Origin of the sequence: Sphingomonas antarctica (assembly GCF_965137005.1) — a bacterium.
GTDB classification, from domain to species: Bacteria; Pseudomonadota; Alphaproteobacteria; order Sphingomonadales; family Sphingomonadaceae; genus Sphingomonas_O; species Sphingomonas_O antarctica.
In genome coordinates this window covers 77,691-98,634 of the sequence record NZ_CBCRXM010000002.1, presented here as the reverse complement: position 1 = coordinate 98,634, position 20,944 = coordinate 77,691, and the positions used below count along the sequence as shown (strand labels likewise).

The 20,944-nt window shown below is 64.7% G+C and carries 26 protein-coding genes; 12 read left to right on the top strand and 14 right to left on the bottom strand.

Features of this window, described 5'->3' with window-relative positions; translation table 11 throughout:
• The first annotated feature begins 53 nt into the window (after nt 1-53).
• Nucleotides 54-2,150, top strand: a complete 2,097-nt coding sequence (locus ACM9ME_RS02610; RefSeq protein WP_415641873.1) for a transglycosylase domain-containing protein — start codon at nt 54-56, stop codon at nt 2,148-2,150.
• On the opposite strand, the gene ACM9ME_RS02605 is transcribed toward ACM9ME_RS02610, so the two are convergent.
• Genes ACM9ME_RS02605 through ACM9ME_RS02595 form a run of 3 tightly spaced genes read right to left on the bottom strand, consistent with a single transcriptional unit; the run spans nt 2,126 to nt 3,823 of the window.
• Nucleotides 2,126-2,830 carry a M48 family metallopeptidase gene (locus ACM9ME_RS02605; protein WP_415641872.1) on the bottom strand — a complete coding sequence of 235 codons (705 nt, stop codon included), beginning with the start codon at nt 2,828-2,830 and terminating at the stop codon, nt 2,126-2,128. The two genes, ACM9ME_RS02610 and ACM9ME_RS02605, sit on opposite strands and share 25 nt — an antisense overlap.
• Entirely contained in the window at nt 2,823-3,266 is a 444-nt protein-coding gene (locus ACM9ME_RS02600; protein ID WP_415641871.1) for a YcgN family cysteine cluster protein, read from the bottom strand. Before ACM9ME_RS02600 ends, ACM9ME_RS02605 begins: the two co-directional genes overlap by 8 nt.
• Nucleotides 3,254-3,823: an SCO family protein gene (locus tag ACM9ME_RS02595; RefSeq protein WP_415641870.1), complete on the bottom strand. Its 570-nt coding sequence runs from the start codon at nt 3,821-3,823 to the stop codon at nt 3,254-3,256. Before ACM9ME_RS02595 ends, ACM9ME_RS02600 begins: the two co-directional genes overlap by 13 nt.
• Before the next feature lie 64 nt (nt 3,824-3,887).
• On the opposite strand from ACM9ME_RS02595, the gene ACM9ME_RS02590 reads away from it, so the two are divergent.
• Entirely contained in the window at nt 3,888-4,484 is a 597-nt protein-coding gene (locus ACM9ME_RS02590; RefSeq protein ID WP_415641869.1) for an ankyrin repeat domain-containing protein, read from the top strand.
• A gap of 2 nt (nt 4,485-4,486) precedes the next feature.
• Here ACM9ME_RS02590 and ACM9ME_RS02585 read toward each other — a convergent pair whose 3' ends face one another.
• The 11 genes from ACM9ME_RS02585 to ACM9ME_RS02535 all read right to left on the bottom strand — a co-directional run bounded on the left by ACM9ME_RS02585 (nt 4,487) and on the right by ACM9ME_RS02535 (nt 11,219).
• Complete coding sequence (locus ACM9ME_RS02585; protein WP_415641868.1) at nt 4,487-4,954, bottom strand: MmcB family DNA repair protein; 468 nt, start codon at nt 4,952-4,954, stop codon at nt 4,487-4,489.
• A gap of 40 nt (nt 4,955-4,994) precedes the next feature.
• The gene (locus ACM9ME_RS02580) at nt 4,995-5,609 is read right to left on the bottom strand and encodes a cell wall hydrolase (protein ID WP_415641867.1); all 615 of its coding nucleotides are present in this window, start codon (nt 5,607-5,609) and stop codon (nt 4,995-4,997) included.
• A 168-nt stretch (nt 5,610-5,777) separates the two neighbouring features.
• Nucleotides 5,778-6,104 (bottom strand): DUF1491 family protein, encoded by a 327-nt coding sequence (locus ACM9ME_RS02575; RefSeq protein ID WP_415641866.1) that lies wholly within the window; start codon nt 6,102-6,104, stop codon nt 5,778-5,780.
• On the bottom strand, nt 6,101-6,598 hold the full coding sequence (locus tag ACM9ME_RS02570) for a PaaI family thioesterase (RefSeq protein WP_415641865.1): 498 nt from the start codon (nt 6,596-6,598) through the stop codon (nt 6,101-6,103). The genes ACM9ME_RS02575 and ACM9ME_RS02570 overlap by 4 nt, the downstream gene beginning before the upstream one ends.
• Nucleotides 6,549-7,007 (bottom strand): PTS sugar transporter subunit IIA, encoded by a 459-nt coding sequence (locus ACM9ME_RS02565; protein WP_415641864.1) that lies wholly within the window; start codon nt 7,005-7,007, stop codon nt 6,549-6,551. Before ACM9ME_RS02565 ends, ACM9ME_RS02570 begins: the two co-directional genes overlap by 50 nt.
• A gap of 18 nt (nt 7,008-7,025) precedes the next feature.
• Nucleotides 7,026-7,595 (bottom strand): ribosome hibernation-promoting factor, HPF/YfiA family, encoded by a 570-nt coding sequence (gene hpf / locus ACM9ME_RS02560; protein ID WP_415641863.1) that lies wholly within the window; start codon nt 7,593-7,595, stop codon nt 7,026-7,028.
• 44 nt (nt 7,596-7,639) lie between these two features.
• Nucleotides 7,640-8,359, bottom strand: a complete 720-nt coding sequence (dnaQ, locus tag ACM9ME_RS02555; RefSeq protein WP_415641862.1) for a DNA polymerase III subunit epsilon — start codon at nt 8,357-8,359, stop codon at nt 7,640-7,642.
• 34 nt (nt 8,360-8,393) lie between these two features.
• Entirely contained in the window at nt 8,394-8,987 is a 594-nt protein-coding gene (gene coaE / locus ACM9ME_RS02550) for a dephospho-CoA kinase (RefSeq protein ID WP_415641861.1), read from the bottom strand.
• Nucleotides 8,984-9,859, bottom strand: a complete 876-nt coding sequence (gene aroE, locus ACM9ME_RS02545; RefSeq protein ID WP_415641860.1) for a shikimate dehydrogenase — start codon at nt 9,857-9,859, stop codon at nt 8,984-8,986. Before aroE ends, coaE begins: the two co-directional genes overlap by 4 nt.
• The gene (locus ACM9ME_RS02540; protein ID WP_415641859.1) at nt 9,826-10,407 is read right to left on the bottom strand and encodes a Maf family protein; all 582 of its coding nucleotides are present in this window, start codon (nt 10,405-10,407) and stop codon (nt 9,826-9,828) included. Before ACM9ME_RS02540 ends, aroE begins: the two co-directional genes overlap by 34 nt.
• Nucleotides 10,404-11,219 carry a pyruvate, water dikinase regulatory protein gene (locus tag ACM9ME_RS02535; RefSeq protein WP_415641858.1) on the bottom strand — a complete coding sequence of 272 codons (816 nt, stop codon included), beginning with the start codon at nt 11,217-11,219 and terminating at the stop codon, nt 10,404-10,406. Before ACM9ME_RS02535 ends, ACM9ME_RS02540 begins: the two co-directional genes overlap by 4 nt.
• 289 nt (nt 11,220-11,508) lie before the next feature.
• Here ACM9ME_RS02535 and hemE point away from each other — a divergent pair, with 289 nt between their 5' ends.
• The 10 genes from hemE (at nt 11,509) to ACM9ME_RS02485 (ending at nt 20,941) form a co-directional block, all read left to right on the top strand.
• Nucleotides 11,509-12,546 (top strand): uroporphyrinogen decarboxylase, encoded by a 1,038-nt coding sequence (hemE, locus tag ACM9ME_RS02530; RefSeq protein ID WP_415641857.1) that lies wholly within the window; start codon nt 11,509-11,511, stop codon nt 12,544-12,546.
• Nucleotides 12,546-12,998, top strand: coding sequence for a CopD family protein (locus ACM9ME_RS02525; RefSeq protein ID WP_415641856.1), 453 nt, complete (start codon nt 12,546-12,548; stop codon nt 12,996-12,998). The genes hemE and ACM9ME_RS02525 overlap by 1 nt, the downstream gene beginning before the upstream one ends.
• Nucleotides 12,999-13,268: 270 nt before the next feature.
• Nucleotides 13,269-14,525: a transcription termination factor Rho gene (rho, locus tag ACM9ME_RS02520; protein ID WP_415641855.1), complete on the top strand. Its 1,257-nt coding sequence runs from the start codon at nt 13,269-13,271 to the stop codon at nt 14,523-14,525.
• 118 nt (nt 14,526-14,643) lie between these two features.
• Nucleotides 14,644-15,303 (top strand): YjbE family putative metal transport protein, encoded by a 660-nt coding sequence (locus ACM9ME_RS02515; protein ID WP_415641853.1) that lies wholly within the window; start codon nt 14,644-14,646, stop codon nt 15,301-15,303.
• A 3-nt stretch (nt 15,304-15,306) separates the two neighbouring features.
• The gene (locus ACM9ME_RS02510; RefSeq protein ID WP_415641852.1) at nt 15,307-15,552 is read left to right on the top strand and encodes a DUF6489 family protein; all 246 of its coding nucleotides are present in this window, start codon (nt 15,307-15,309) and stop codon (nt 15,550-15,552) included.
• Nucleotides 15,553-15,690: 138 nt separating this feature from the next.
• On the top strand, nt 15,691-16,941 hold the full coding sequence (mnmE, locus tag ACM9ME_RS02505; protein WP_415641851.1) for a tRNA uridine-5-carboxymethylaminomethyl(34) synthesis GTPase MnmE: 1,251 nt from the start codon (nt 15,691-15,693) through the stop codon (nt 16,939-16,941).
• Between the two features lie 10 nt (nt 16,942-16,951).
• A complete protein-coding gene (gene mnmG, locus ACM9ME_RS02500) occupies nt 16,952-18,676 on the top strand; it encodes a tRNA uridine-5-carboxymethylaminomethyl(34) synthesis enzyme MnmG (protein ID WP_415641850.1) in 1,725 nt (574 codons plus the stop codon).
• Entirely contained in the window at nt 18,673-19,296 is a 624-nt protein-coding gene (rsmG, locus tag ACM9ME_RS02495) for a 16S rRNA (guanine(527)-N(7))-methyltransferase RsmG (protein WP_415641849.1), read from the top strand. Before mnmG ends, rsmG begins: the two co-directional genes overlap by 4 nt.
• Complete coding sequence (locus ACM9ME_RS02490; RefSeq protein ID WP_415641848.1) at nt 19,293-20,072, top strand: ParA family protein; 780 nt, start codon at nt 19,293-19,295, stop codon at nt 20,070-20,072. Before rsmG ends, ACM9ME_RS02490 begins: the two co-directional genes overlap by 4 nt.
• On the top strand, nt 20,072-20,941 hold the full coding sequence (locus ACM9ME_RS02485; protein WP_415641847.1) for a ParB/RepB/Spo0J family partition protein: 870 nt from the start codon (nt 20,072-20,074) through the stop codon (nt 20,939-20,941). Before ACM9ME_RS02490 ends, ACM9ME_RS02485 begins: the two co-directional genes overlap by 1 nt.
• Nucleotides 20,942-20,944 lie beyond the last annotated feature (3 nt).

Sequence of the window (20,944 nt, the reverse complement as noted above, 5' to 3'; positions counted from 1 at the left end):
CCACCCGTTCACGCCTCGTCTAACCCCCCGTCCCCAATGGCGCGCGCGATGACATGGGGTTGCCACAGATGATTGCGCGGGTGTTCCGTTGGAGCCTGGTCGTGTTCGGCGCGGCGTTGATCGCGGTGATCGTCGCGGTGGCCGTTGCCTATTCGTCTTTGCCCAGCATGGCCGAGCTCAAATCGAGTCCCAATGGTCAGATGATCCGCGTGCATGCCGCGGACGGCACGGTGATCGTCTCGCTGGGGCCGAGTTACGGGCAATGGCTGCCTTATTCGCGCATTCCCGACGCGATGAAGAACACGATGGTGTCGGTCGAGGACAAGCGGTTTCGCTATCACCCCGGCATCGATCCGATCGGCATTGCGCGCAGTTTCTACGTCCGCGCGACCAGCGGCCATTTCAAGCAGGGCGGCTCGACGATCACCCAGCAGCTGGCGCGCAACGTGTTCCTGACCAACAACCGCAGCTGGACGCGCAAGATCAAGGAACAGATTCTGGCGCTGGCGATCGAACGCAAGTTCACCAAGGATGCGATCCTCGAGCTGTACCTCAACAAGGTCTATTTCGGCGGCGGCGCTTACGGCATCGACGCCGCGAGCCGCAAATTCTTCGGACACAGCGCAACGACGCTGAGCCAGGGCGAATCCGCGGTCATCGCCGGACTGGTCAAGGCACCGTCGAATTACAGCCCCTCCGCCGACCGCGATGCCGCCGTCGCGCGGGCGAAAGTCGTGCTGGGCGTGATGCGCGAACAGGGCAAATTGTCCTCCGCCGAGCTGGAAGCGGCGAACCCCGACAACATCGTCTTCGCGCCCGAAGCCAAGCAGAACAGCGTACGGTATTTCACCGACTGGGCGTTGCCGCAGCTCGATACGTTGATCGACGAAACGACGCAGCCGATCGATGTGTGGACCACGCTCGACATCGGCATGCAGGGCGCGGCAACGGCGTCGATCCAGGCCAACAGCCCGGCCGGGGCGCAAGGCGCTTTAGTCAGCCTCGACCGTGACGGCGCGGTGCGGGCGATGGTCGGCGGGCGCGATTATGTCGCGTCGATCTACAACCGCGCTACGCAGGCGGTGCGGCAACCGGGATCGGCGTTCAAGCTATTCGTCTACCTCTCCGCGCTGGAGGCGGGCAGCACACCGGAGAGCCAGGTCGTCGATGAACCCGTGACCATCGACGGCTGGAGCCCGCGCAATTCGTCGCGGCACAATTCGGGGCCGATCACGCTGCGCACAGCCTTTGCCTATTCGATCAACACCATCGCGGCCAAAATAGGCCAGCAGGTCGGCACCACGACGATCGCCGACATGGCGCGGCGGTTCGGCATCACCACGCCGATCAACACGCACCCGTCGATGGTGCTGGGTACATCCGATGTCCGCCTGATCGACATGACGCGGGCGTTTGCCAGCGTCGGATCCAACGGCATCGCCATCGCGCCTTATGGCATCACCAAGGTGACGTCGGCGGACGGCGAAGTGCTGTATCGCCACGAACTCGATGCCAGCCACGTCCTCGTCGCGCCGCAGGTCGCCGCGCAGATGATCGACCTGCTCCAGACCGCGGTCGCCACCGGCACCGCGCGCGCCGCGCAGATCGGCCGCCCGGTGGCGGGCAAGACCGGCACGACGTCGTCGAACAAGGACGGCTGGTTCCTCGGTTTCTCCAGCGGGATCACCACCGGAGTGTGGATGGGCCGCGACGATTCGCGCCCGATCCCGGGCTTGATGGGCGGCACCGCGCCCGCGCGGGCCTTTGCGCAATATATGAAGATCGCCGTGGCCAAGCGCCCGGTCGAGCAATTCCAGACCGCCGTGACGCTCCCTGAAACGCAGCTGGAACCCGATAACGAAGCCTATTTCGGCAATGACAGCGAAGGCCAGTTCGTCGACGAGAACGGCATGCCCGCCGACCCGCCGGGGACGACGACCGAAACGACAACATCGGCGATCCCCAATCCCTATGACGATCCCGCCGCCGCGCCGCCGCCGCCGCAGGACCGGCGTGACGATCGACGCGAAGACCGGCGCGACCGCATCGGCGATCTGGTCGAATCGATCACCGGCAAGCGTCCCGCAACCGAACCGCCGCGCGACCAGCGCCGCGACCGATCAAATCAGGATTCGCGCCCAAACCAGTGAAGCGCGGTGCCGTGGCTTTTGAGCCAGCGGCGTTCGGCAGTGGGCGCGCGTCCGAACAGCCGGGCAACCTCGGCATGGAAGGCCGGCGAGTGGTCGAGATGGACGAGGTGCGCGACTTCGTGCGCGACCGTCGCGCTGAGCACGTCCGACGGCGCGAGGATCAGCCGCCACGAATAACGGATCGCCCCCGACGACGAACAGCTGCCCCAGCGCCCACGCGGATCACCGACATGGACGGTGGTGATGGCGAGATTGCGCGCCGCGCAGAGTTCCCGCGTTTCGGTTTCGAGCGTGCGCAGCGCTTCGGCCTTGAGCCAGCGCGTCAGGCGGGCGGCGAGCGATTCGAGGGGGCCGCCGACGCATAGCATTTCGCCGACGCGTTTGGGGCCGCGCGGATGATCGGGAGACCAGTCCAGCCGCACGTGCTGCCCGCGCACGGTAAATTCCATGCCCGGCAGCACCGGGAGCGGCGCGGGCAGTTTCTCCATCTGCGCCTCGACCCAGGCGCGCTTGGTCGCCGCCCAAGCCAGAGCGGGACGCAGCGCCGCACGTGGGGGAACACTCAGGCGCACGCTGGCATCGCGCGGATCGACCGACAGGCGCATCGCACGCGTGCCGGGACGGCGGACGATTTCGAGTTCGCGGCGCCGCCCGCCGCCCGAAAACACCAGCTCAGACATCGCGATCCGTGACCATGTGATCCTCGAGATCGCCGGCATCGACTTCGGAAATCGTCCAGCCGCGCGTCGAGGCACCGGCTTCATGGACGCTTTCGCGGCTGCCGGTGTTGAGGTGGTGCCATTCGGGTAGCGGTTTCCCTTCGGCGCGCAGGCGATAGCCGCAGGTGCGCGGCAGCCAGTCGAATTCCTCGAGATTGTCGAGCCTCAGCTGGATGCAATCGGGCACCAGCATCTTGCGATTGGCATAATCGCGGCATTGCGCGGTGCGGCGGTCGAGCTGGCGGCAGGCGACGTTGGTCGGGTAATAATCGCCGGTATCTTCATCCTCGAGCTTGTGCAGGCAGCATTTGCCGCACCCGTCGCACAGCAATTCCCATTGCGCCGCGTCGAGTTGTTTCAGCGGGAGCGTCTCCCACCAGGGGGTTAATTCACCCATCGATCCAGATCCGTCGCGACCGCTTCGGCGCTTTGTTCCGACGGCAGGATCGCCATCGGTTTGCCGTCACGATCCATCAGGTAGGAGGTGCGGGTGTGATCGACGAGGTAGCTGCCCGGCGTCGCGCCCGGCTCGGCCTTGGCATAGACCGCGAATGCCGTCTTGACGCCGGCCACCGCCGCATCGCTGCCCGACAGGCCGACCGCGTCCGGTAGGAAGGCGTGGGCGAATTTCGACGCTATGTCGGGGGTGTCGCGTCTGGGATCGACGGTGATGAAGATCAGCGCGATCGGCGGCGCGCCGGCATGGCTTTTGCGGAATTGCGCGACGCCGCGGCCGAGATTGGCCATGTCGGTCGGGCAGACGTCGGGACAATTTGTGTAGCCGAAATAGACGATGCGATACTTGCTCGCGAAATCCTTGTCGGTGACGGTGCGCCCGCTGGTCGTCTGTAGCGCGAACGGGCCACCGATGCGCGCGCCGTCGAGCGGCGGTTTGGCCGCAGGCTGGCAAGCGGCGAGCGCGAGAACGGGAAAAAGCATAAATCTGTTCAGCATCGCCTCAGCCTTGCGGTGCGAGGCGTCGGCGCGCAAGTGGGTGCGACAGCGAGGGAATTCGGGCGTGCGACTAAGGACGATCATCACCGGTGCGGCATTGGCGCTGGCGGTTCCCGCCGCCGCGCAGATAGGCTTTTCGCAAAGCTATACGTTCCTGAAGGCGATCAAGGATTCCGACGGGACCAAGATCACCGAGATCCTGTCCAAGGCGGGGTCGGCGCAGGTCATCATCAATACCCAGGATCAGGCGACCGGCGACACCGCGCTGCACATCGTCACGCGGCGGCGCGACATGACGTATCTCAATTTCCTGCTGTCGCGCGGTGCCGACGCCAACCTCCGCAACAAACAGGGGCAGGCGCCTTTGCTGATCGCGACGCAGCTGCGGTGGAGCGAGGGCGTATCGTTGTTGCTCGAACGGGGTGCGCTGCCCGATCTGACGTCGAGCTTGGGCGAAACCGCGCTGACCCGCGCGGTGCAGAACAACGATACGACGATCGTCGCCTTGTTGCTGCGATCCGGCGCCAATCCGTTGAAAGCCGAATCCGGATCGGGGCTCAGCGCGCGCGATTATGCCGCGCGCGATCCCCGGGCAGCGGTGATCCTGCGCCAGATCGACGAGGCCAAGCCCAAGCCCAAGTCCAAATACGGGCCCAACTGAGCCTAGATAAGCGCGACGATCCCATCGTCGATTTCGACCAGCAGACGCCGTGCCGCGCGCCGCGCGAACCTGAGCGTTTCGGCCCGCCGCCGCGACGGCGCGAGCGGATGGTGCGCCGGTTCCCGGACGATCGCCGCATCATAACGATCCGCGACGATCAGCCCCGCGCGTTCGGGCATCAATTCGGGCCGGTCGAGCAAGGCGCGGTCGAGATGTTCGGGAATCGCCCAGAAGAACCGGTCGCAATAATCGAGATATTCGGGCCATTTGGCGTCCCCGAGCAGATCGGCACGGCTGACCTTGATCTCGACGATGGTCACATTGCCCTTGGGGCACAGGCCCATCAAATCGGCACGGCGGCCATTGCCCAGCGATACTTCGGCGATGGCCAGGCAATCGTGACGCATCAGCAACCGCGCCGCGCCGCGCGCGACATCACGCGCGATCAAGGGAGCGGACGCATCGAGCATCCACTCCCTTTAGAACGTCTATAGAACGCTGAAAAGCGTTCTAGCGATAGAAGATGTGGTTGCCGATCGCACCCAGGCTGGTGCGGTTCCAGCCGGGCGAGACGCGCTTGGCATGGAAATACAGCGCGGTCGCGGCGGGGCCGGCATAGACGTCACCCATCGCCATGCGGGCGATCAGCTTGGCCTGGCGCCACGCGGCGTTTTCCGGGGGCGTCGGCAGATTGCCGCCATGGACGAACGAAAACTGGCTGCGCTGCGTCACGACGCCGCAGGGCGTCTTGGCGAAGCGGCCCGATTTGGCGCGGTTCATGATGACGCGCGCCACGGCCAACTGGCCGGCGACGGGTTCACCCTTGGACTCGTAATAGACCGCAGTGGCGACGCAATTATGCTGGGTCGCATCGACCGGCGCTTCGACGAGCGCCTGAACCACCGGCTTGGACACTGGCGCGTCCTGCGCTTCGGGCGTGGGGATCGAAATGCCATCGTCCGACGCGCGCGCCACATCCGGCGAAGCCGGGAGCGCAGTGGTGGCGATGGAGGCCGGATCGACAAACTGGGCGCGAAGCGTGGCGCCGCCTGTCAGGCCGCCGGCAGCGGCAAAAGCGAAGAAAGCAGAGGCCGCGACACTTGCGGCACGAAACAAAATCGACATTCAAACATTATCATAGTGCGTCCGAACGCAACGAAGCATCGTCGGTAGTCGTATTGGTGATGCCCCACCCGTCCGGTCGTCTGCGTCCGTGCCACCCCGGTGAATTCAGGGGCAAGCGCGGCTACGCGTTGGTCCGAAGCCTGCATGTCCGGTCACCGGTTAATGAAGTCAATCGAACGCAAAGTTATCCGCGACGAACCGTTGCGCATCCGCGACGTCCAGTTCGATAACCCACAAATCCGGGTCGGACTTTTTCCGCAGCGCAACATAGTCTGCCCATTTTTCGGGTGAGTCGGGACCGGTCGGGCGCCATTCATAACGAAAGCCGGAAGCCATCTGACGCTCCATCAGCGCGGTCGTCAGCCCGCGTTCGGCGCATTGCACGAGGATGCCGCCGCCCTCTGCCCCGCCTTTCGACAGCACCGTGGCAAACCCGCCCGCGTCTTGTGTGCGCCGCAGCATGAGCGAAACCGCCACGCCGGTGGCGAGGGTCATGGCCGCGCGTAGCCGGGCAGCGACGAGAGCGGGATTTGCGAGCGCATGAAGGTGCCGGTGCCGCGCGCGGCTTCCTCCCCTTCGCTGTCGATCAGCCGCGCGTCGGCGACGTACACGCGGCGTTTACCGCTGATCCAGCGCCCTTCGGCGATCAATTCACCGGCCTTGAGCGGTTTCGTAAACAGCAGGTTGAACGCGGTGGTCAGCAAGAACCGGTCGCTGACCAAACTGTTGACGGCATAGAAAGCCGCGTCATCGAGCATCTTGAAATAGGCGGTACCGTGCAGCGCGCCCGCGGCGTGATAATGTTCGCTGCCGACGGTGAAGCGAATGCGCGCAAACCCGTCTTCGACAATCTCCAGCTTCGACGGGAACAGCGAATTGATCGGCGCCGCGCGATACAGCGATTCGAGCGCGCGGTGATGCGCTGCCCCGGGAGATGCGTCAGGCGGCGTCACGCCAATCCTCGGGGTCGAGCAAGGCGACGATCGCATCCGACGACCCGGCATCGCGCAACTTGGCGACGCACGATTTGTCGCGCAGCAGCCGGCTGACATGCGCCAGCGCCTTCAAATGCGCCGCACCGGCATCGACGGGCGACAGCAACAAATAGACCAGATCGACCGGCACGCCGTCGACCGCGGCATAATCGACCGGATGCGTCAGCCGCGCGAAGCTGCCGACGACATGATCGAGTCCGGGAATGCGCGCGTGCGGAATCGCCGTGCCGCCGCCGAACCCGGTCGGGCCCAGCCGCTCACGCTCGGTCAGCAATTCGAGAATCTCGCCCGCGTCGAGGGCGTGCGCCTTCGCCGCCATCGCCGCGAGTTCGTGGAACAGCGGTTTTTTCCCCGCGACATGCATCGCGGGGGCCACCGCGCCGGGGCGCGTGATATCGAACATGAGTTTCTCTTATATCCTTTAGGCGCGCGCGGGTTCGACCCAACCGATCGTACCGTCGCCACGGCGATAGACCATGTTGTAATAACCCGTTCCGCTGTTTTTGAACAGCATGGCGTTGGTGTGGCGCAAATCGAGCATCATAACCGCGTCGCCAACCGTGGCTTCGGGGACATCGACACGCGTTTCGGCGATGATCGGCATGTTGTCGGCGACTTCGTCTTCGTCGTCCTGCGCCTGGAATACGGTGTAGCCCGCTTCGATCGCCTCGATTTCGTCGGACCCGTTGCCGGTCTTGTCCTTCAATCGGCGCATATAACGGCGCAGCTGCTTTTCGATCTTGTCCGCCGCGCCGTTGAAGGCGAGCTTGGCGTCCTGGGCATCGTGATGCGCTTTCAGCACGGTGCCCTTCATCACATTGGCCATGATATCGCAGGTGAAGCCATTGTCGTGCGGACCCTTGCCGAACGTCACATTGGCGCTGATCGTGCGCGAGAAATATTTGTCGGCGATCGCATTCAGCCGGTCTTCGACATGGCCCTGAAGCGCGGTCCCCGTGTCGGTCTGGTGACCCGATACGCGAATGTCCATTTGTGCGCCTCCTTTGGCAGTTTCAAATTTATCTCCCGGCCCTTTTACGCAGCCCGGTTACTCTGGCCAACGCCCGACTCGCCCGCTTGGCCCCACGCCCAGATCGGGTCGTCGAGCTTCGCGACGAACGCCGCGTGGCGTTCCAGTTCGGCATTGGTGACGGTGGCGTAGCGCGGCGTGCGCTGCAGCGGTGTGACCATCACGTGCGCCACGGTTTCCACCGCCACCGGCGACGCCATGTCGAGCCCGATCTGCCGCCCGCCGGTCAGCTCGATATAGACCTGGGTCAGCAATTGCGCGTCGAGCAACGCGCCGTGCAGCGTGCGGTGGCTGCGGTCGATGCCATAGCGCGAGCACAGAGCGTCGAGCGAATGTTTCGCGCCGGGATGGCGGCTGCGCGACATCGCCGCGGTGCAGATCATCCGGCTCATCGGCAAATGCAGGCGGCCGCACAGCCCCAGCTCGTTATTGACGAAGCCGAAATCGAAATTGGCATTGTGCGCAATCAGCGGCGCGTCACCGAGGAAGTCGAGCAGGTCTTCGACCTGATCCTCGAACCACGGCTTGTCGGCAAGGAACGCGTCGCTCAGCCCGTGCACCTGTTCGGCGATCGACGGCATCGGCATGCCGGGGTTGAAATAGGCGTGATAAACATTGCCCGTCTCGCACCGGTTGATCAGTTCGACACAGCCGATTTCGACCACCCGGTCGCCCTGTTGCGGGTCGAGGCCGGTGGTTTCGGTATCGAAGACGATTTCGCGCATGAAGCGTTTAACGTAGGCGCTTTCGGGTCAACCCTCAACCGCCGCCAAGTTGTGCGCTAAGCCCTTCAATCAGCGCGCTTACCTGTGCCCGGGTTTCGTCCAGCGACGCGGCGGTGTCGACGACATGATCGGCGCGCGCGCGTTTTTCCGCATCGGGCATTTGCCGCCCGAGGATCGCGTCGAACTTGGCTGGCGTCATGCCGTCACGCGCCAGGACGCGCTGACGCTGGACCGCTGCGGGCGCGGACACGACGACGGTGACATCGACCCGATCGTTGCCGCCGGTTTCGAACAGCAGCGGCACGTCGAACACGACGATCGGCGCCGTGGCATGGTCGTGGAGGAATTGCGCGCGCTCTTCGCCCACCGCAGGATGAACGATTGCTTCGAGCCGTTTGAGCGCGGCGGGGTCGTGCAGGACTTGCGACAATGCGGCGCGGTCGACGCCTTGCGGGCCAGTGGTACCGGGAAACGCCGCCTCGATAGGGGCGAGCAAAACGCCGTCCGCCCCCTGCAAGCGGCGGACGGCGGCATCGGCATCGAACACCGGCACGCCCAGATCGGCGAACATCGCCGCGACGGTCGATTTGCCCATGCCGATCGAACCGGTCAGGCCAATGGTGATCATGATTCGAGCAACGCGCGAAGCTCGGCATCATGCTCGCGCGGCGCATCTGCTCCGAAGAACAGGCGAAACGCCGCAGCGGCCTGACCGATCAGCATCGCCAGGCCGTCGATCGTACGGAATCCACGCGTCTCGGCCTCGATCAACAGCGGTGTGCGCACCGGCGACGTCACGATGTCATAAACGATGCTGCCCGGCGGGACGTGACTGAAGTCGAATCGCAGCGGTTCGCGCCCGGCCATCCCCAACGGCGTGGTATTCACGACGAGATCGAACAGCCCGTCGCGATCATCGAACGCAAAATCGGTCGGATCGGCAAAATGATCGAGCGTCGTCGCGTGATGCTCGCCAGGCAATTGTGCCAGAATCGTCTCGCACTTGGCGGCATCCCGCCCCGCCACGACCAGCGTAAACCCATGATCGACCAAAGCCGCCGTGATCGCCCGCGCCGCCCCGCCCGCACCCAGCACCCGCGCCATGCGAAACAGATGCGTCTGTCCCAGCCACTGCGTCAGCGGCTCCAAAAACCCCTCGCCATCGGTATTGTCGCCGATCAGCCGGTCCTGCTGGACATAAACCGTGTTAATCGCGCCGATCCGGCTGGCGGTGCGCGATACGGTGTCGAGAAACGGTTGCACCGCCTGTTTGTGCGGCATGGTGACGTTGCACCCGCGCCAGTCCGGATCGGTGCGGCGATCGGCCAGATAAGCGCCAACGCCGTCCGGCGCCACCAGATGCGCGCGATACGCCGCATCGATCCCGAGCTTTTCGAGCCAGAACCCGTGAATCCTCGGCGATTTGGACTGCGCGATCGGATCGCCGATGACCTCGGCAAATGGCGTCACGACAGCACAACTCCCCGCGCGCGCAACCATGCCAGCAGCGGGATCAGCGGCAGGCCCATGATCGCGAACCAGCTGCCGTCGACGCGGCTGAACAGCTGCGCGCCGGGCCCTTCGATGCGATAACCGCCCGCGCACCATTGGGCTTCGGGATCGCGCGCGACGTAATCGGCGATGAAGGCGTCGCTGAGCTGGCGGACGTGCATCGTCGCAACTTCGATCGCGCGCCACACCGGCTGGCCGTTTTCGCACACCACCGCCGCCGAATGGAGCCGGTGCGTCCGCCCCGACATCAGCCGCAATTGCGCCGCCAGATTCGCGCCCGGCTTGTCGATCCGCGTGCCGTCATCGAGCGCGACCACCGAATCGCAACCGAGCACCAGATCGCCCGGCCGCGACGCCGACACCTTGCGCGCCTTCAGTTCGGCGAGCGCATCGGCGAGATCGCGCGGCGGCAGATCGCCGAGTGACGCCTTGGCGGCATCCTCGTCGACCAGGGGTTTGACGACCTCGAACGGCACGCCGGCATTTTCGAGCATCAGCCGGCGCGACGGCGATGTGGAGGCGAGCACGAGCGTCACGCCGCCGCCTCGCGCTCGCTCAGCAAGCCGATAATCGCCGCGGCACCCTCCTCGATCGATCGCCGCGTCATGTCGATCATGGGCCAGCCATTGTCGGCGAACATCCGCCGCGCATGCGCGATCTCATTGGCCACCCGCTCGGCATCGACATAATCGGTATCGGCGGTTTGTCCCATCGACAGCAGCCGGTTGCGGCGGACCGCCACCAGCCGCTCCGCGCTCGTCACCAATCCGACTACCAGCGGGTGTTTCAGCGTGAACAGATTGTCGGGCGGGGCAACGCCCGGCACCAACGGGATGTTCGCGGTCTTGTACCCGCGATTGGCGAGGTAGATCGATGTCGGGGTCTTGGACGTGCGGCTGACCCCCGCGAGGACGATATCCGCCTCTTCCCAATTGTCCGCGCCGACGCCGTCGTCATGCGCGATGGTGTATTGGATCGCATCGACCCGCGCGAAATAGGCTTCGTCGAGGACATGCTGCCGCCCCGGTCTGCCTTCCGCGCGCTGGCCGAGCATGTCCTGGAGCGCGGCGGTGACGCTGTCGAGCGCGCCCACCGCAGGCAACCCCAGCGAATGGCACGCCGCCTCCAGCTTCCCGCGCAATTCCTGATTGACCAAAGTGAACAGCACCAGCCCCGGGTTCTGCTGGATCTCGGTCAGGACGCGGGCCAGATGGCGTTCGGAGCGGACCATCGGCCAGAAATGTTTGAGCGTTTCGACATCGTCGAATTGCGCCAGGGCGGCGGCGGCGAGATGCTCGAGCGTTTCGCCCGTCGAGTCCGACAGCATGTGCAGATGGAGGCGCGCCACCCGTCACCTGTGCATAACTTTGGGGGGAAAGGCGAGGGCAGCAATGGGGATGACCGTCCCGCCAAATTTCCGCGGACTCCGCCGATGATTCGCACCCGCGCTTGTCCACAGGCCGGCGATTCCGCCCACAGCTGTGGATAGCGGGAGTTGCGCCGCGCGACTCGGCGGATTTGCGGGCCCGCGGATCACGCAAGCTGTTGGCAGATTCGCCCGACCCGCATAAACCCCGCTCGACGTCCGCCAACAACACTCATCAACCTAGATTCTAAAAGACTCTATTTTGTAAGGGATGACTGCGCTGCCCGACCTATCGACCAAACCCCTGCTCGGCGTGCTGCGCGGTGAAATTCCCAAAGTGCCGCCGATGTGGCTGATGCGTCAGGCGGGGCGTTACCTGCCCGAATATCGCGCATTGCGGGCCGAAAAGGGCGGGTTCCTCGACCTGGTCTACGATCCCGATGCCGCCGCCGAAGTGACCATTCAGCCGCTCCGCCGGTTCGGTTTCGATGGCGCGATCCTGTTTTCGGACATCCTCGTCGTCCCGCATATCATGGGCCAGAAATTATGGTTCGAGGAAGGCGAAGGCCCGCGCCTCGCCCCGCCATTGCTCGATGGCGACATGACCGCGTTGCGGGAGCCGCTGGGCAGCGGTGAGAGCGTGTTTCAGACGGTGCGGCAGGTGAAGGCCGCGCTGGCCCCCGAAACGACCATGCTGGGCTTTGCCGGCAGTCCGTGGACCGTCGCCACCTACATGGTCGCGGGGCAAGGGTCGAAGGACCAGTCCGCCGCGCGTCGCCTGGCCTATCGCGACCCGGTCAAATTCGGCGCGCTGATCGACGCGATCGTCGCCGCGACGGTCGAGTATCTCTCGGGCCAGATTCTGGCGGGGGCCGACGCGATCCAGTTGTTCGACAGTTGGGCGGGGAGTCTGTCGCCACAACAATTCGCCGATTGGGTCATCGCGCCCAACGCGGCGATCGTTCGCGCGGTGAAGGCGCGGCATCCCGACACCCCGATCATTGGCTTTCCCAAGGGCGCGGGTGCGAAGCTGGTCGATTATGCCCGCGGTACCGGCGTCGATGCGCTGGGGCTGGACGAGACGATCGATCCCGAATGGGCCGCGCGCGAATTCCCCAGGGATCTGCCGCTGCAGGGCAATCTCGATCCGCTCGCGCTGATCACCGGCGGCGACACCTTGGCGCGCGCTACCGACCGCATTCTTGCAGCCTTTGCCGGTCGTCCCCACATCTTCAATCTGGGCCACGGCATCCTGCAGGACACCCCGATCGCGCATGTCGACCAATTGCTGGAGCGGGTGCGCGGCTGATGCCCGACATGATCGGTTGGCTTGGCAGCTGGTATCCCTGGGTCAAGGCGGCGCATGTCGTCTTCGTCATCTTCTGGATGGCCGGGTTGTTCATGCTGCCGCGCTTCTATGCCTATCATCAGGAAGCACGCAGCGGCACCAGCGAATGGAAAGTCTGGGAAGAGCGTGAAGCGCGGCTGATCCGCCTGATCCTCAACCCGTCGCTGGTCATCACCTGGGTGCTCGGCCTGTCGCTGGTGCTCAACACCGGTGTCGGTGGCGAGGGCTGGTTTCACGTCAAATTCGCCGCGGTCGGGTTGCTGGTGCTCTACCATCTGTGGATGGTCGCTTATGCCAAGCGCCTGGCCGAGGGCGGCACGCTGCTGTCGAACCGCACGATGCGGTTGTTGAACGAAGTCCCCGGGCTGATGGCGGCGATCGCCGTTGTGATGGTCATCGTTCGCCCCTTCTAAATACCGCGCATAACCAATTCATGTCGCCCCTGCGCAGGCAGGGGTCCAAATGAACTCGTAAATAGCGGCTGCACCTCATGTTGAGAGTTCATCTAGGCCCCTGCCTGCGCAGGGGCGACATATCTCGAAACGCACCAACGCTAAACGATTGACGCCCCCACGCGTCATGACTAACTCTCCAACTGTCCGCTCTCAGAGCGGCCCAGCCGGCGCCCGGTCCTCGGGTCACGCCGTTCGGTCAGACCGAAACTCTCACGGAAATACAAAGACATGCATCTTAAAGAACTGAAACAAAAACCCCCCGCCGAACTGGTCGCCATGGCCGAAGAGCTGGGCGTGGAGAGCGCATCGACGCTCCGCAAAAACGACATCATGTTCGCCATCCTCAAGGCCGAAGCCGAAAATGGCGAGCAGATCATGGGCGAAGGCACGCTCGAAGTGCTCCAGGACGGCTTCGGCTTCCTGCGCAGCCCCGAGGCGAACTACCTCGCCGGCCCCGACGACATTTACGTCTCGCCCAATCTCGTCCGCCGCCACGGTCTGCGCACCGGCGACACGGTCGAGTGCGAGGTCAAGGCGCCCAAGGACGGCGAACGCTATTTCGCGCTCACCCGCGCCGTTAAAGTCAATTTCGACGATCCCGACGCCGTCCGTCACCGCGTCAATTTCGACAATCTGACGCCGCTTTACCCCGAGGAAAAGCTGTCGCTCGACACGCTCGACCCGACGGTCAAGGACAAGTCGGCGCGGGTAATCGACATCATCTCGCCGCAGGGCAAGGGCCAGCGCACGCTGATCGTCGCCCCGCCGCGCGTCGGCAAGACGGTGATGTTGCAGAATATCGCCAAGGCGATTACCGACAACCATCCCGAAGTCTTTTTGATCGTCCTGCTGGTCGATGAACGCCCCGAGGAAGTCACCGACATGCAGCGCTCGGTGCGCGGCGAAGTCATCTCCTCGACCTTCGACGAACCCGCGACGCGTCACGTCCAGGTCGCCGAAATGGTCATCGAAAAGGCCAAGCGCTTGGTCGAGCACAAAAAGGATGTCGTCATCCTGCTCGATTCGATCACCCGTCTCGGTCGCGCCTACAACACCGTCGTGCCCAGCTCGGGCAAAGTGCTGACCGGTGGTGTCGACGCCAACGCGCTGCAGCGCCCGAAGCGCTTCTTCGGCGCCGCGCGTAACATCGAGGAGGGCGGCTCGCTCTCGATCATCGCCACCGCGCTGATCGATACCGGCAGCCGCATGGACGAAGTCATCTTCGAAGAGTTCAAGGGCACCGGCAACTCGGAAATCGTGCTCGACCGCAAGGTTGCCGACAAGCGCGTCTTCCCGGCACTGGACGTCGGCAAGTCGGGGACCCGCAAGGAAGAACTGCTTGTCGAAAAGGGCAAGCTCGCCAAAATGTGGGTGCTGCGCCGCATCCTCATGCAGATGGGCACGATCGACGCGATGGAATTCCTGCTCGACAAGATGAAGGATTCCAAGACCAACGAGGACTTCTTCTCGAGCATGAACAGCTGAGTCCGGCCTGCCGTAGCGTAGCAGCGGCAGGACTCGGGCCAGCTCGGCCGACGCGGCGTTTGCCGCGTTCGACGTCATGGGCTTTGCCCATGACGCGCTGGTTGCGTAGGGCATTGCCATGATCCCCGCCCTCGATTTCGCCGACGCCTTCTCCGCCGCGGGTCTCGCCACGCTGCTGCAGGTCATTTTCATCGACCTGACCATGGCCGGCGACAATGTCGTGATCATGGGCACGCTCGCCGGCGGATTGCCCGAACGCGAGCGCAAGAAGGTGATCATGCTCGGCGTCGCGATGGCGCTGGTGTTCCTGATCGGCTTCGCGTTCCTCGCCACGGCGCTCCTCAAGGTGACCGGCCTCCTCCTCGCCGGCGGTCTGCTCCTCCTGTGGGTCGCATGGAAAATGTACCGCGAGCTGCATCCGCCGGTACAGAAAGGCGTGGCCGACGACGAGCGCACGACCGCAGTAGAAGGCCCGCCGCGCGGCAAAACCTTCCTTCAGGCGGCGATCCAGATCACCATCGCCGATCTGTCGATGAGCCTCGACAACGTCCTCGCGGTCGCCGCCGCCGCGCGCGAGCATCCGACGGTGTTGCTGTTCGGGCTGTTATTCTCGGTGACGATCATGGGTCTCGCCGCCAACATCGTTGCGCGACTGGTCCAGCGGTATCATTGGATCGCCTATATCGGTCTGGCGATGATCCTGTATGTTGCCACCAAGATGATCTGGGAAGGCTGGCACGATGTCGCGCCGCACGCCGCCCGGCTGATGGGGGCGTAGCGTATGAAATTCACCGTCGACGTCGATTGTACGCCGCAAGAGGCGCGTGCGTTTCTCGGACTGCCCGACATGGAATCGGTCCACGAAGCCTATCTCGGCCGCATCAAGGAAGCGATGCGCGACGGCGTCACCCCCGCGATGGTGCAGGACATGTTCAAGAGCTGGTCGCCGATGGGCGATGGCGCGATGAAGCTGTGGCAGGGGCTGTTCGACATGACCCGCACGCCTGGCGGCAAGTCGGACGGCTAGAGTCATGCAAAAGACGTCCACCCCGCACGCGGGGGGGACAGGTCCGCAGGACCAGGGTGGGCAGAGTCCTGCTCTCCCCACCCCGCTCGCTGCGCGAGCTGCCCCTCCCGCAAGCGGGAGGGGCGTCTGGTTCACGCAATGACCGACACGATCTTCGCCCTTTCCAGCGGCGCGCCACCCGCCGCAATTGCCGTCGTGCGGATCAGCGGACCAGATGCACTAAACGCTGTTAAGTCACTGACGAGCAAAGACTTTACCGCGCGCAAAGCAACCCTATCAACCTTACACTATAACGGGCAAACGCTCGACACCGCGCTCGTCCTGACCTTCCCCGGCCCGGCCAGCGCGACGGGCGAGGATGTTGCCGAACTCCACCTTCACGGCGGGCGCGCCACCGTCGCCGCGGTCCTCGAAGCGCTCGCCGGCATCCCAAATCTCCGTCCGGCCGAACCCGGCGAATTCACCCGCCGCGCCTTCGCCAACGGTTGTCTGGATCTGAACCAAGCTGAAGGTCTCGCCGATCTCCTCGCCGCCGAAACCGAGGCGCAACGACGTGCGGCGATGGCGATGACCGGCGGCACGCTGACGCGCATGATCGCGGGCTGGCGACAGCATGTCCTCGACGCCGCGGCGCGGATCGAAGCCGCGATCGATTATGATGGCGAGGACGACGTGGTGCCATGGCCCGAACGCGAAGACGATCTGACCGCGCTGGCGGGCCAAATCGAGCACGCGCTGTCCGCCCCGCCCGCCGAACGTCTGAGCGACGGTTTGCGCGTCGTCATCGCCGGGCCGCCCAATGCAGGCAAATCGACATTGCTCAATGCACTCGCCGGGCGCGAGGCAGCGATCGTCACCCCGCAAGCCGGGACGACGCGCGACATTATCGAGGCGCCCGTGCGTCTTGGGGATGTGGCGTTGCTTCTCACTGATACCGCCGGACTCCACGCGGCCAGCGACGACGCGATCGAGATCGAAGGCATGCGCCGCGCCGAAGCGGCCATCGCCGCCGCCGACATCGTTTTGTGGCTTGGTGAGGGTGGCGGGCCGGCAGGTGCCACGCGGATCGCCGCCAAATCGGACTTGGGCATCCAGCAGACGGGGCTGCGACTCTCGGCCAAGACCGGCGAAGGTTTGACCGAGCTGCGTGACTTGCTGATCGCGAAAGCCCGTGAGGGCCAGCGCGAGGATGGCCTGACCCTCAATCGGCGTCAGCGCAGCGCGCTCGGCGAGATCGCCTCGCACCTCCATGCTGCCGCAGCGACGGAACCGCTTTTCGCGGCTGAGGAGCTGCGACTGGCGCGTATGGCGCTTGATCGGTTACAGGGACGCAGCGGTGTCGAGGATATGCTCGACGCACTCTTCGGGCGCTTCTGCCTCGGCAAGTGAGTTGTTTCACGTGAAACATTTCGACGTCATCGTGATCGGCGGCGGCCATGCGGGCGTAGAGGCGGCGTGCGCGGCGGCGCGACGCGGTGCGTCGGTGGCACTCATCACCTTCGATGCGAGCAAAATCGGCGCGATGTCGTGCAACCCGGCGATCGGTGGCGTTGGCAAGGGGCATATGGTCCGCGAAGTCGATGCGCTCGACGGCATTCTCGGTCGCGCGAGCGATGCAGCGGCGATCCATTATCGCATGCTCAACCGCTCCAAAGGCCGCGCCGTTTGGGGGCCGCGCGTCCAGGCCGACCGCAAGCGATTCGGCGCGTTCGTCCGCAGCGCAGTGGCAGGCCAACTCCCCTCCCACCGGGAGGGGCGACCCGGCCCCAGCCGAGCGGGGGCGGGCATAACTGTCATCGAGGCAGAGGCAACGAGCCTCCTTGTCACTAACGCCCGCATCACCGGTGCCACCGTCAACGACCAAACCCTATCCGCCGCAACCGTAATCCTCGCCACCGGCACATTCCTCGGCGGCCGCCTGTTTCGCGGCGAGGACCGTTTCGCCGGTGGTCGTATCGAAGAACGCGCCGCGACTGCTCTCGCCGACTCCCTCCGCCGTCTCGCGCTGCCACTCGCCCGCCTCAAGACCGGCACCCCGCCGCGCCTCGACGGCCGCACCATCGACTGGAGCCGCCTGCCGCGACAAGATTCGGACCCCGATCCATGGACGATGTCGCCGCTCGGCCGCCGCATTCTGCCACAAGTTCATTGCGCGATCACCCGCACCAATGCGGCGACCCATGATGTCATCCGTGCCAATGCCGACCGCTCGCCGCTTTATTCGGGCGATATCGAAGGCGTCGGCCCACGCTATTGCCCGTCTATCGAGGACAAGGTCCGGCGCTTTGGCGATCGTGACGGCCATCAGATCTTTCTCGAACCCGAGGGTCTCGACACACCCCTGATTTACCCCAACGGCATTTCGACCTCACTGCCGGTCGACGCCCAGCAGGATTTTCTCCGCACCATTGATGGCCTCGCAGCGGTGGAGATTGTCGAGCCCGGCTACGCCGTCGAATATGATCACATCGATCCGCGCGTTCTTGGCCATGATCTCGCCGTGCGCAACATCGTTGGGCTGTATTGCGCGGGCCAGATCAACGGCACGACGGGCTATGAGGAAGCCGCCGCGCAGGGCTTGGTGGCCGGTGCCAACGCCGCGGCACATGCGCTTGGCCTCGCCCCGCTCATTCTCGGGCGCGACACCAGCTATATCGGCGTCATGATCGACGATCTGGTCCTTGGCGGTGTCAGCGAACCCTATCGCATGATGACCGCGCGCGCCGAGCACCGCCTCGCCCTGCGCGCCGACAATGCGACGACCCGGCTTCACGCGATCGGCAAGTCGGCGGGCTTGCTGGGCGTAGAGCGCGCATCATGGGGCGATCATAGACTCGCCTCATTGGCCGCGGGTGGAACCGACGATGACACCAAGGCAGAGCTGGCCGAGGATGCGCTCTACGCACCCTATATTGCGCGTATGCATGCGGAGCTCGAGAAGCGCGCTATGTCGGATTGCGCCTTGGACAATGTCCAATTCGCCGCAGTCCCCGGCCTGTCGACCGAGATGATCGAGCGCCTCGAACGCGTTCGTCCTACCACCTTGCGGCATGCAGAGCGCATTCCCGGCATCACGCCAGCAGCGCTGACCGCCGTCATGGTCCATGCCAAACGCGCCGCATGACTGTTTCACGTGAAACATTGTCCGAGCTGTCCGGCGTGGATGTTTCACGTGAAACATTCGCGCAGCTGCAAATCTTCGTCGATTTGCTCATCGCCGAAAGCGAACGACAAAACCTCATCGCCAAGACGTCTATCCCCGACATCTGGACGCGACACATTGCCGATTCGCTGCAATTGGTCACGCACGCGCCACAGGCGCGGTCATGGCTCGACATCGGCAGCGGGGCCGGACTGCCAGGGATCCCGATCGCGATCCTCACGAACGTATTTGTACTTCTCGTTGATACCCGCCGACTCCGCACGACCTTTCTCGAGGCAGTCGCTAAAAAGCTGGTGCTCGACCAAGTCAGCGTTGCAACCGCCAGCATCGCCAACGTCGCCGCTCGCCCCTTCGATGCTATCACCGCGCGCGCCGTCGCGTCGCTCGACCGGCTGCTCGATATGACACAGCCCTTTTCCCATCCTGGCACTATTCTCGTTTTTCCCAAGGGCAAATCGGCGGCGGAAGAGGTGGCAACCGCGCAGCGGACGTGGCAGGGTCGTTTCGACATCGTCCCCAGCCGTACCGATGCCAGTGCCGGCATCGTCGTTGCGCGGGACGTGCGGCGGAGGGGCAAGTGATTCGCATCGCGATCGCCAATCAAAAGGGCGGGGTCGGCAAGACGACCACCGCCATCAACCTCGCCACCGCGCTCGCCGCGACGGGAAAGCGGGTTCTGCTCGTCGACCTCGACCCGCAAGGGAATGCGTCGACCGGCCTCGGCATTTACGCCCCGGACCGATTGCGTTCGTCATACGAAGTGCTGGTCGGCGATTGCACGTTGGCCGATGCCGTGATGCCCAGCCGCGTGCCCCGCCTCGATGTCGTTCCGGCAACCGTCGATCTGTCGGGGGCCGAAGTCGAATTGTCGCATGCCGAGCGCCGTACGCACCGCCTGGCCGATGCTCTGGCCACCGCGCCGCCGCGCTGGGATATCATGCTGGTCGATTGCCCGCCGTCGCTGGGACTGCTGACCATCAACGCTTTGGTGGCAGCGCAAAGCCTGATTGTCCCGATGCAGTGCGAATTCTTCGCGCTCGAAGGCTTGTCGCAACTGCTCTCAACCGTCGAGCGGGTGCGGGGCGGGTTGAATCGCGACCTGCACATTCTCGGCGTCGCGCTGACGATGTACGATCGCCGTAACAAGCTCACCGAACAGGTCGCCGACGATGTCCGCGCCTGCCTTGGCGACACGGTGTTCAAGACCGTCATCCCGCGCAACGTCCGTCTGTCCGAGGCGCCGAGCCACGGGTTGCCCGCCCTGATTTACGACCTGCGCTGTAGCGGTTCCGAAGCCTATCTTGCGTTGGCGCGCGAAGTCATCGGTCGCCTGCCGCGCCTGAAGGAAGCTGCCTGATGCCGGATGAGAAGCGCCGCCCGATGGGCCTTGGCCGTGGCTTGTCAGCATTACTCGGCGAGGCGCAACCCGCTGGCGGCACCCCCGAGGGACAGTTGCGCGAAATCCCCGTGGCGTGGATCCATCGCAACCCCGATCAGCCGCGCCGCCATTTCGACGATGCCGCGTTGGAAGAGCTCGCCGAATCGATCCGGCGCCACGGATTGCTCCAGCCGATCACCGTCTCGCCGATGGGTGGTGACGCCTATGCCATCGTCGCGGGTGAACGGCGTTGGCGCGCGGCCCAGCGTGCGCGGCTCGACACCATTCCCGTCATGGTCCGCGACGTCGAGCGCGCGGAGGGGATGGAGCTCGCGCTGATCGAGAACATCCAGCGCGAACAGCTCAATGCCTTCGAAGAGGGCGATGCGTATAATTATCTGATGAGCCAGCACGGCCTGACGCAGGAGCAGGTTGCCGAAGCGGTCAAGAAATCGCGCAGCCATGTCGCCAATCTTGGCCGCGTCGCCGATCAGACCGAGGGGCCGGTGCGCGAGTTGGTCATTGCTGGCAAATTGTCGATGGGGCACGCGCGTGCCTTGCTCGGCCGGCCCGACGCGGCCGATCTGGCGAATGAAGCGATCGCCAAGGGCTGGAGCGTTCGCCAGATCGAGAAAATCGTCAAGGATGGGCGCAACGGCGGCAAGCCGACGTCGAGAACGGCTCCGGTCGATGCCGATGTCGCGCAACTCGAGCGGCAGTTGAGCGATGTTCTCGGCCTGAACGTGTCGATCGACAGCGGAGCCGATGGCGGGGCGGTGACGGTGCGTTATGCGACGCTGGATCAGCTCGACATGATCTGCCAGCGCCTGTCGGGCGAGCGTATCTAGTTG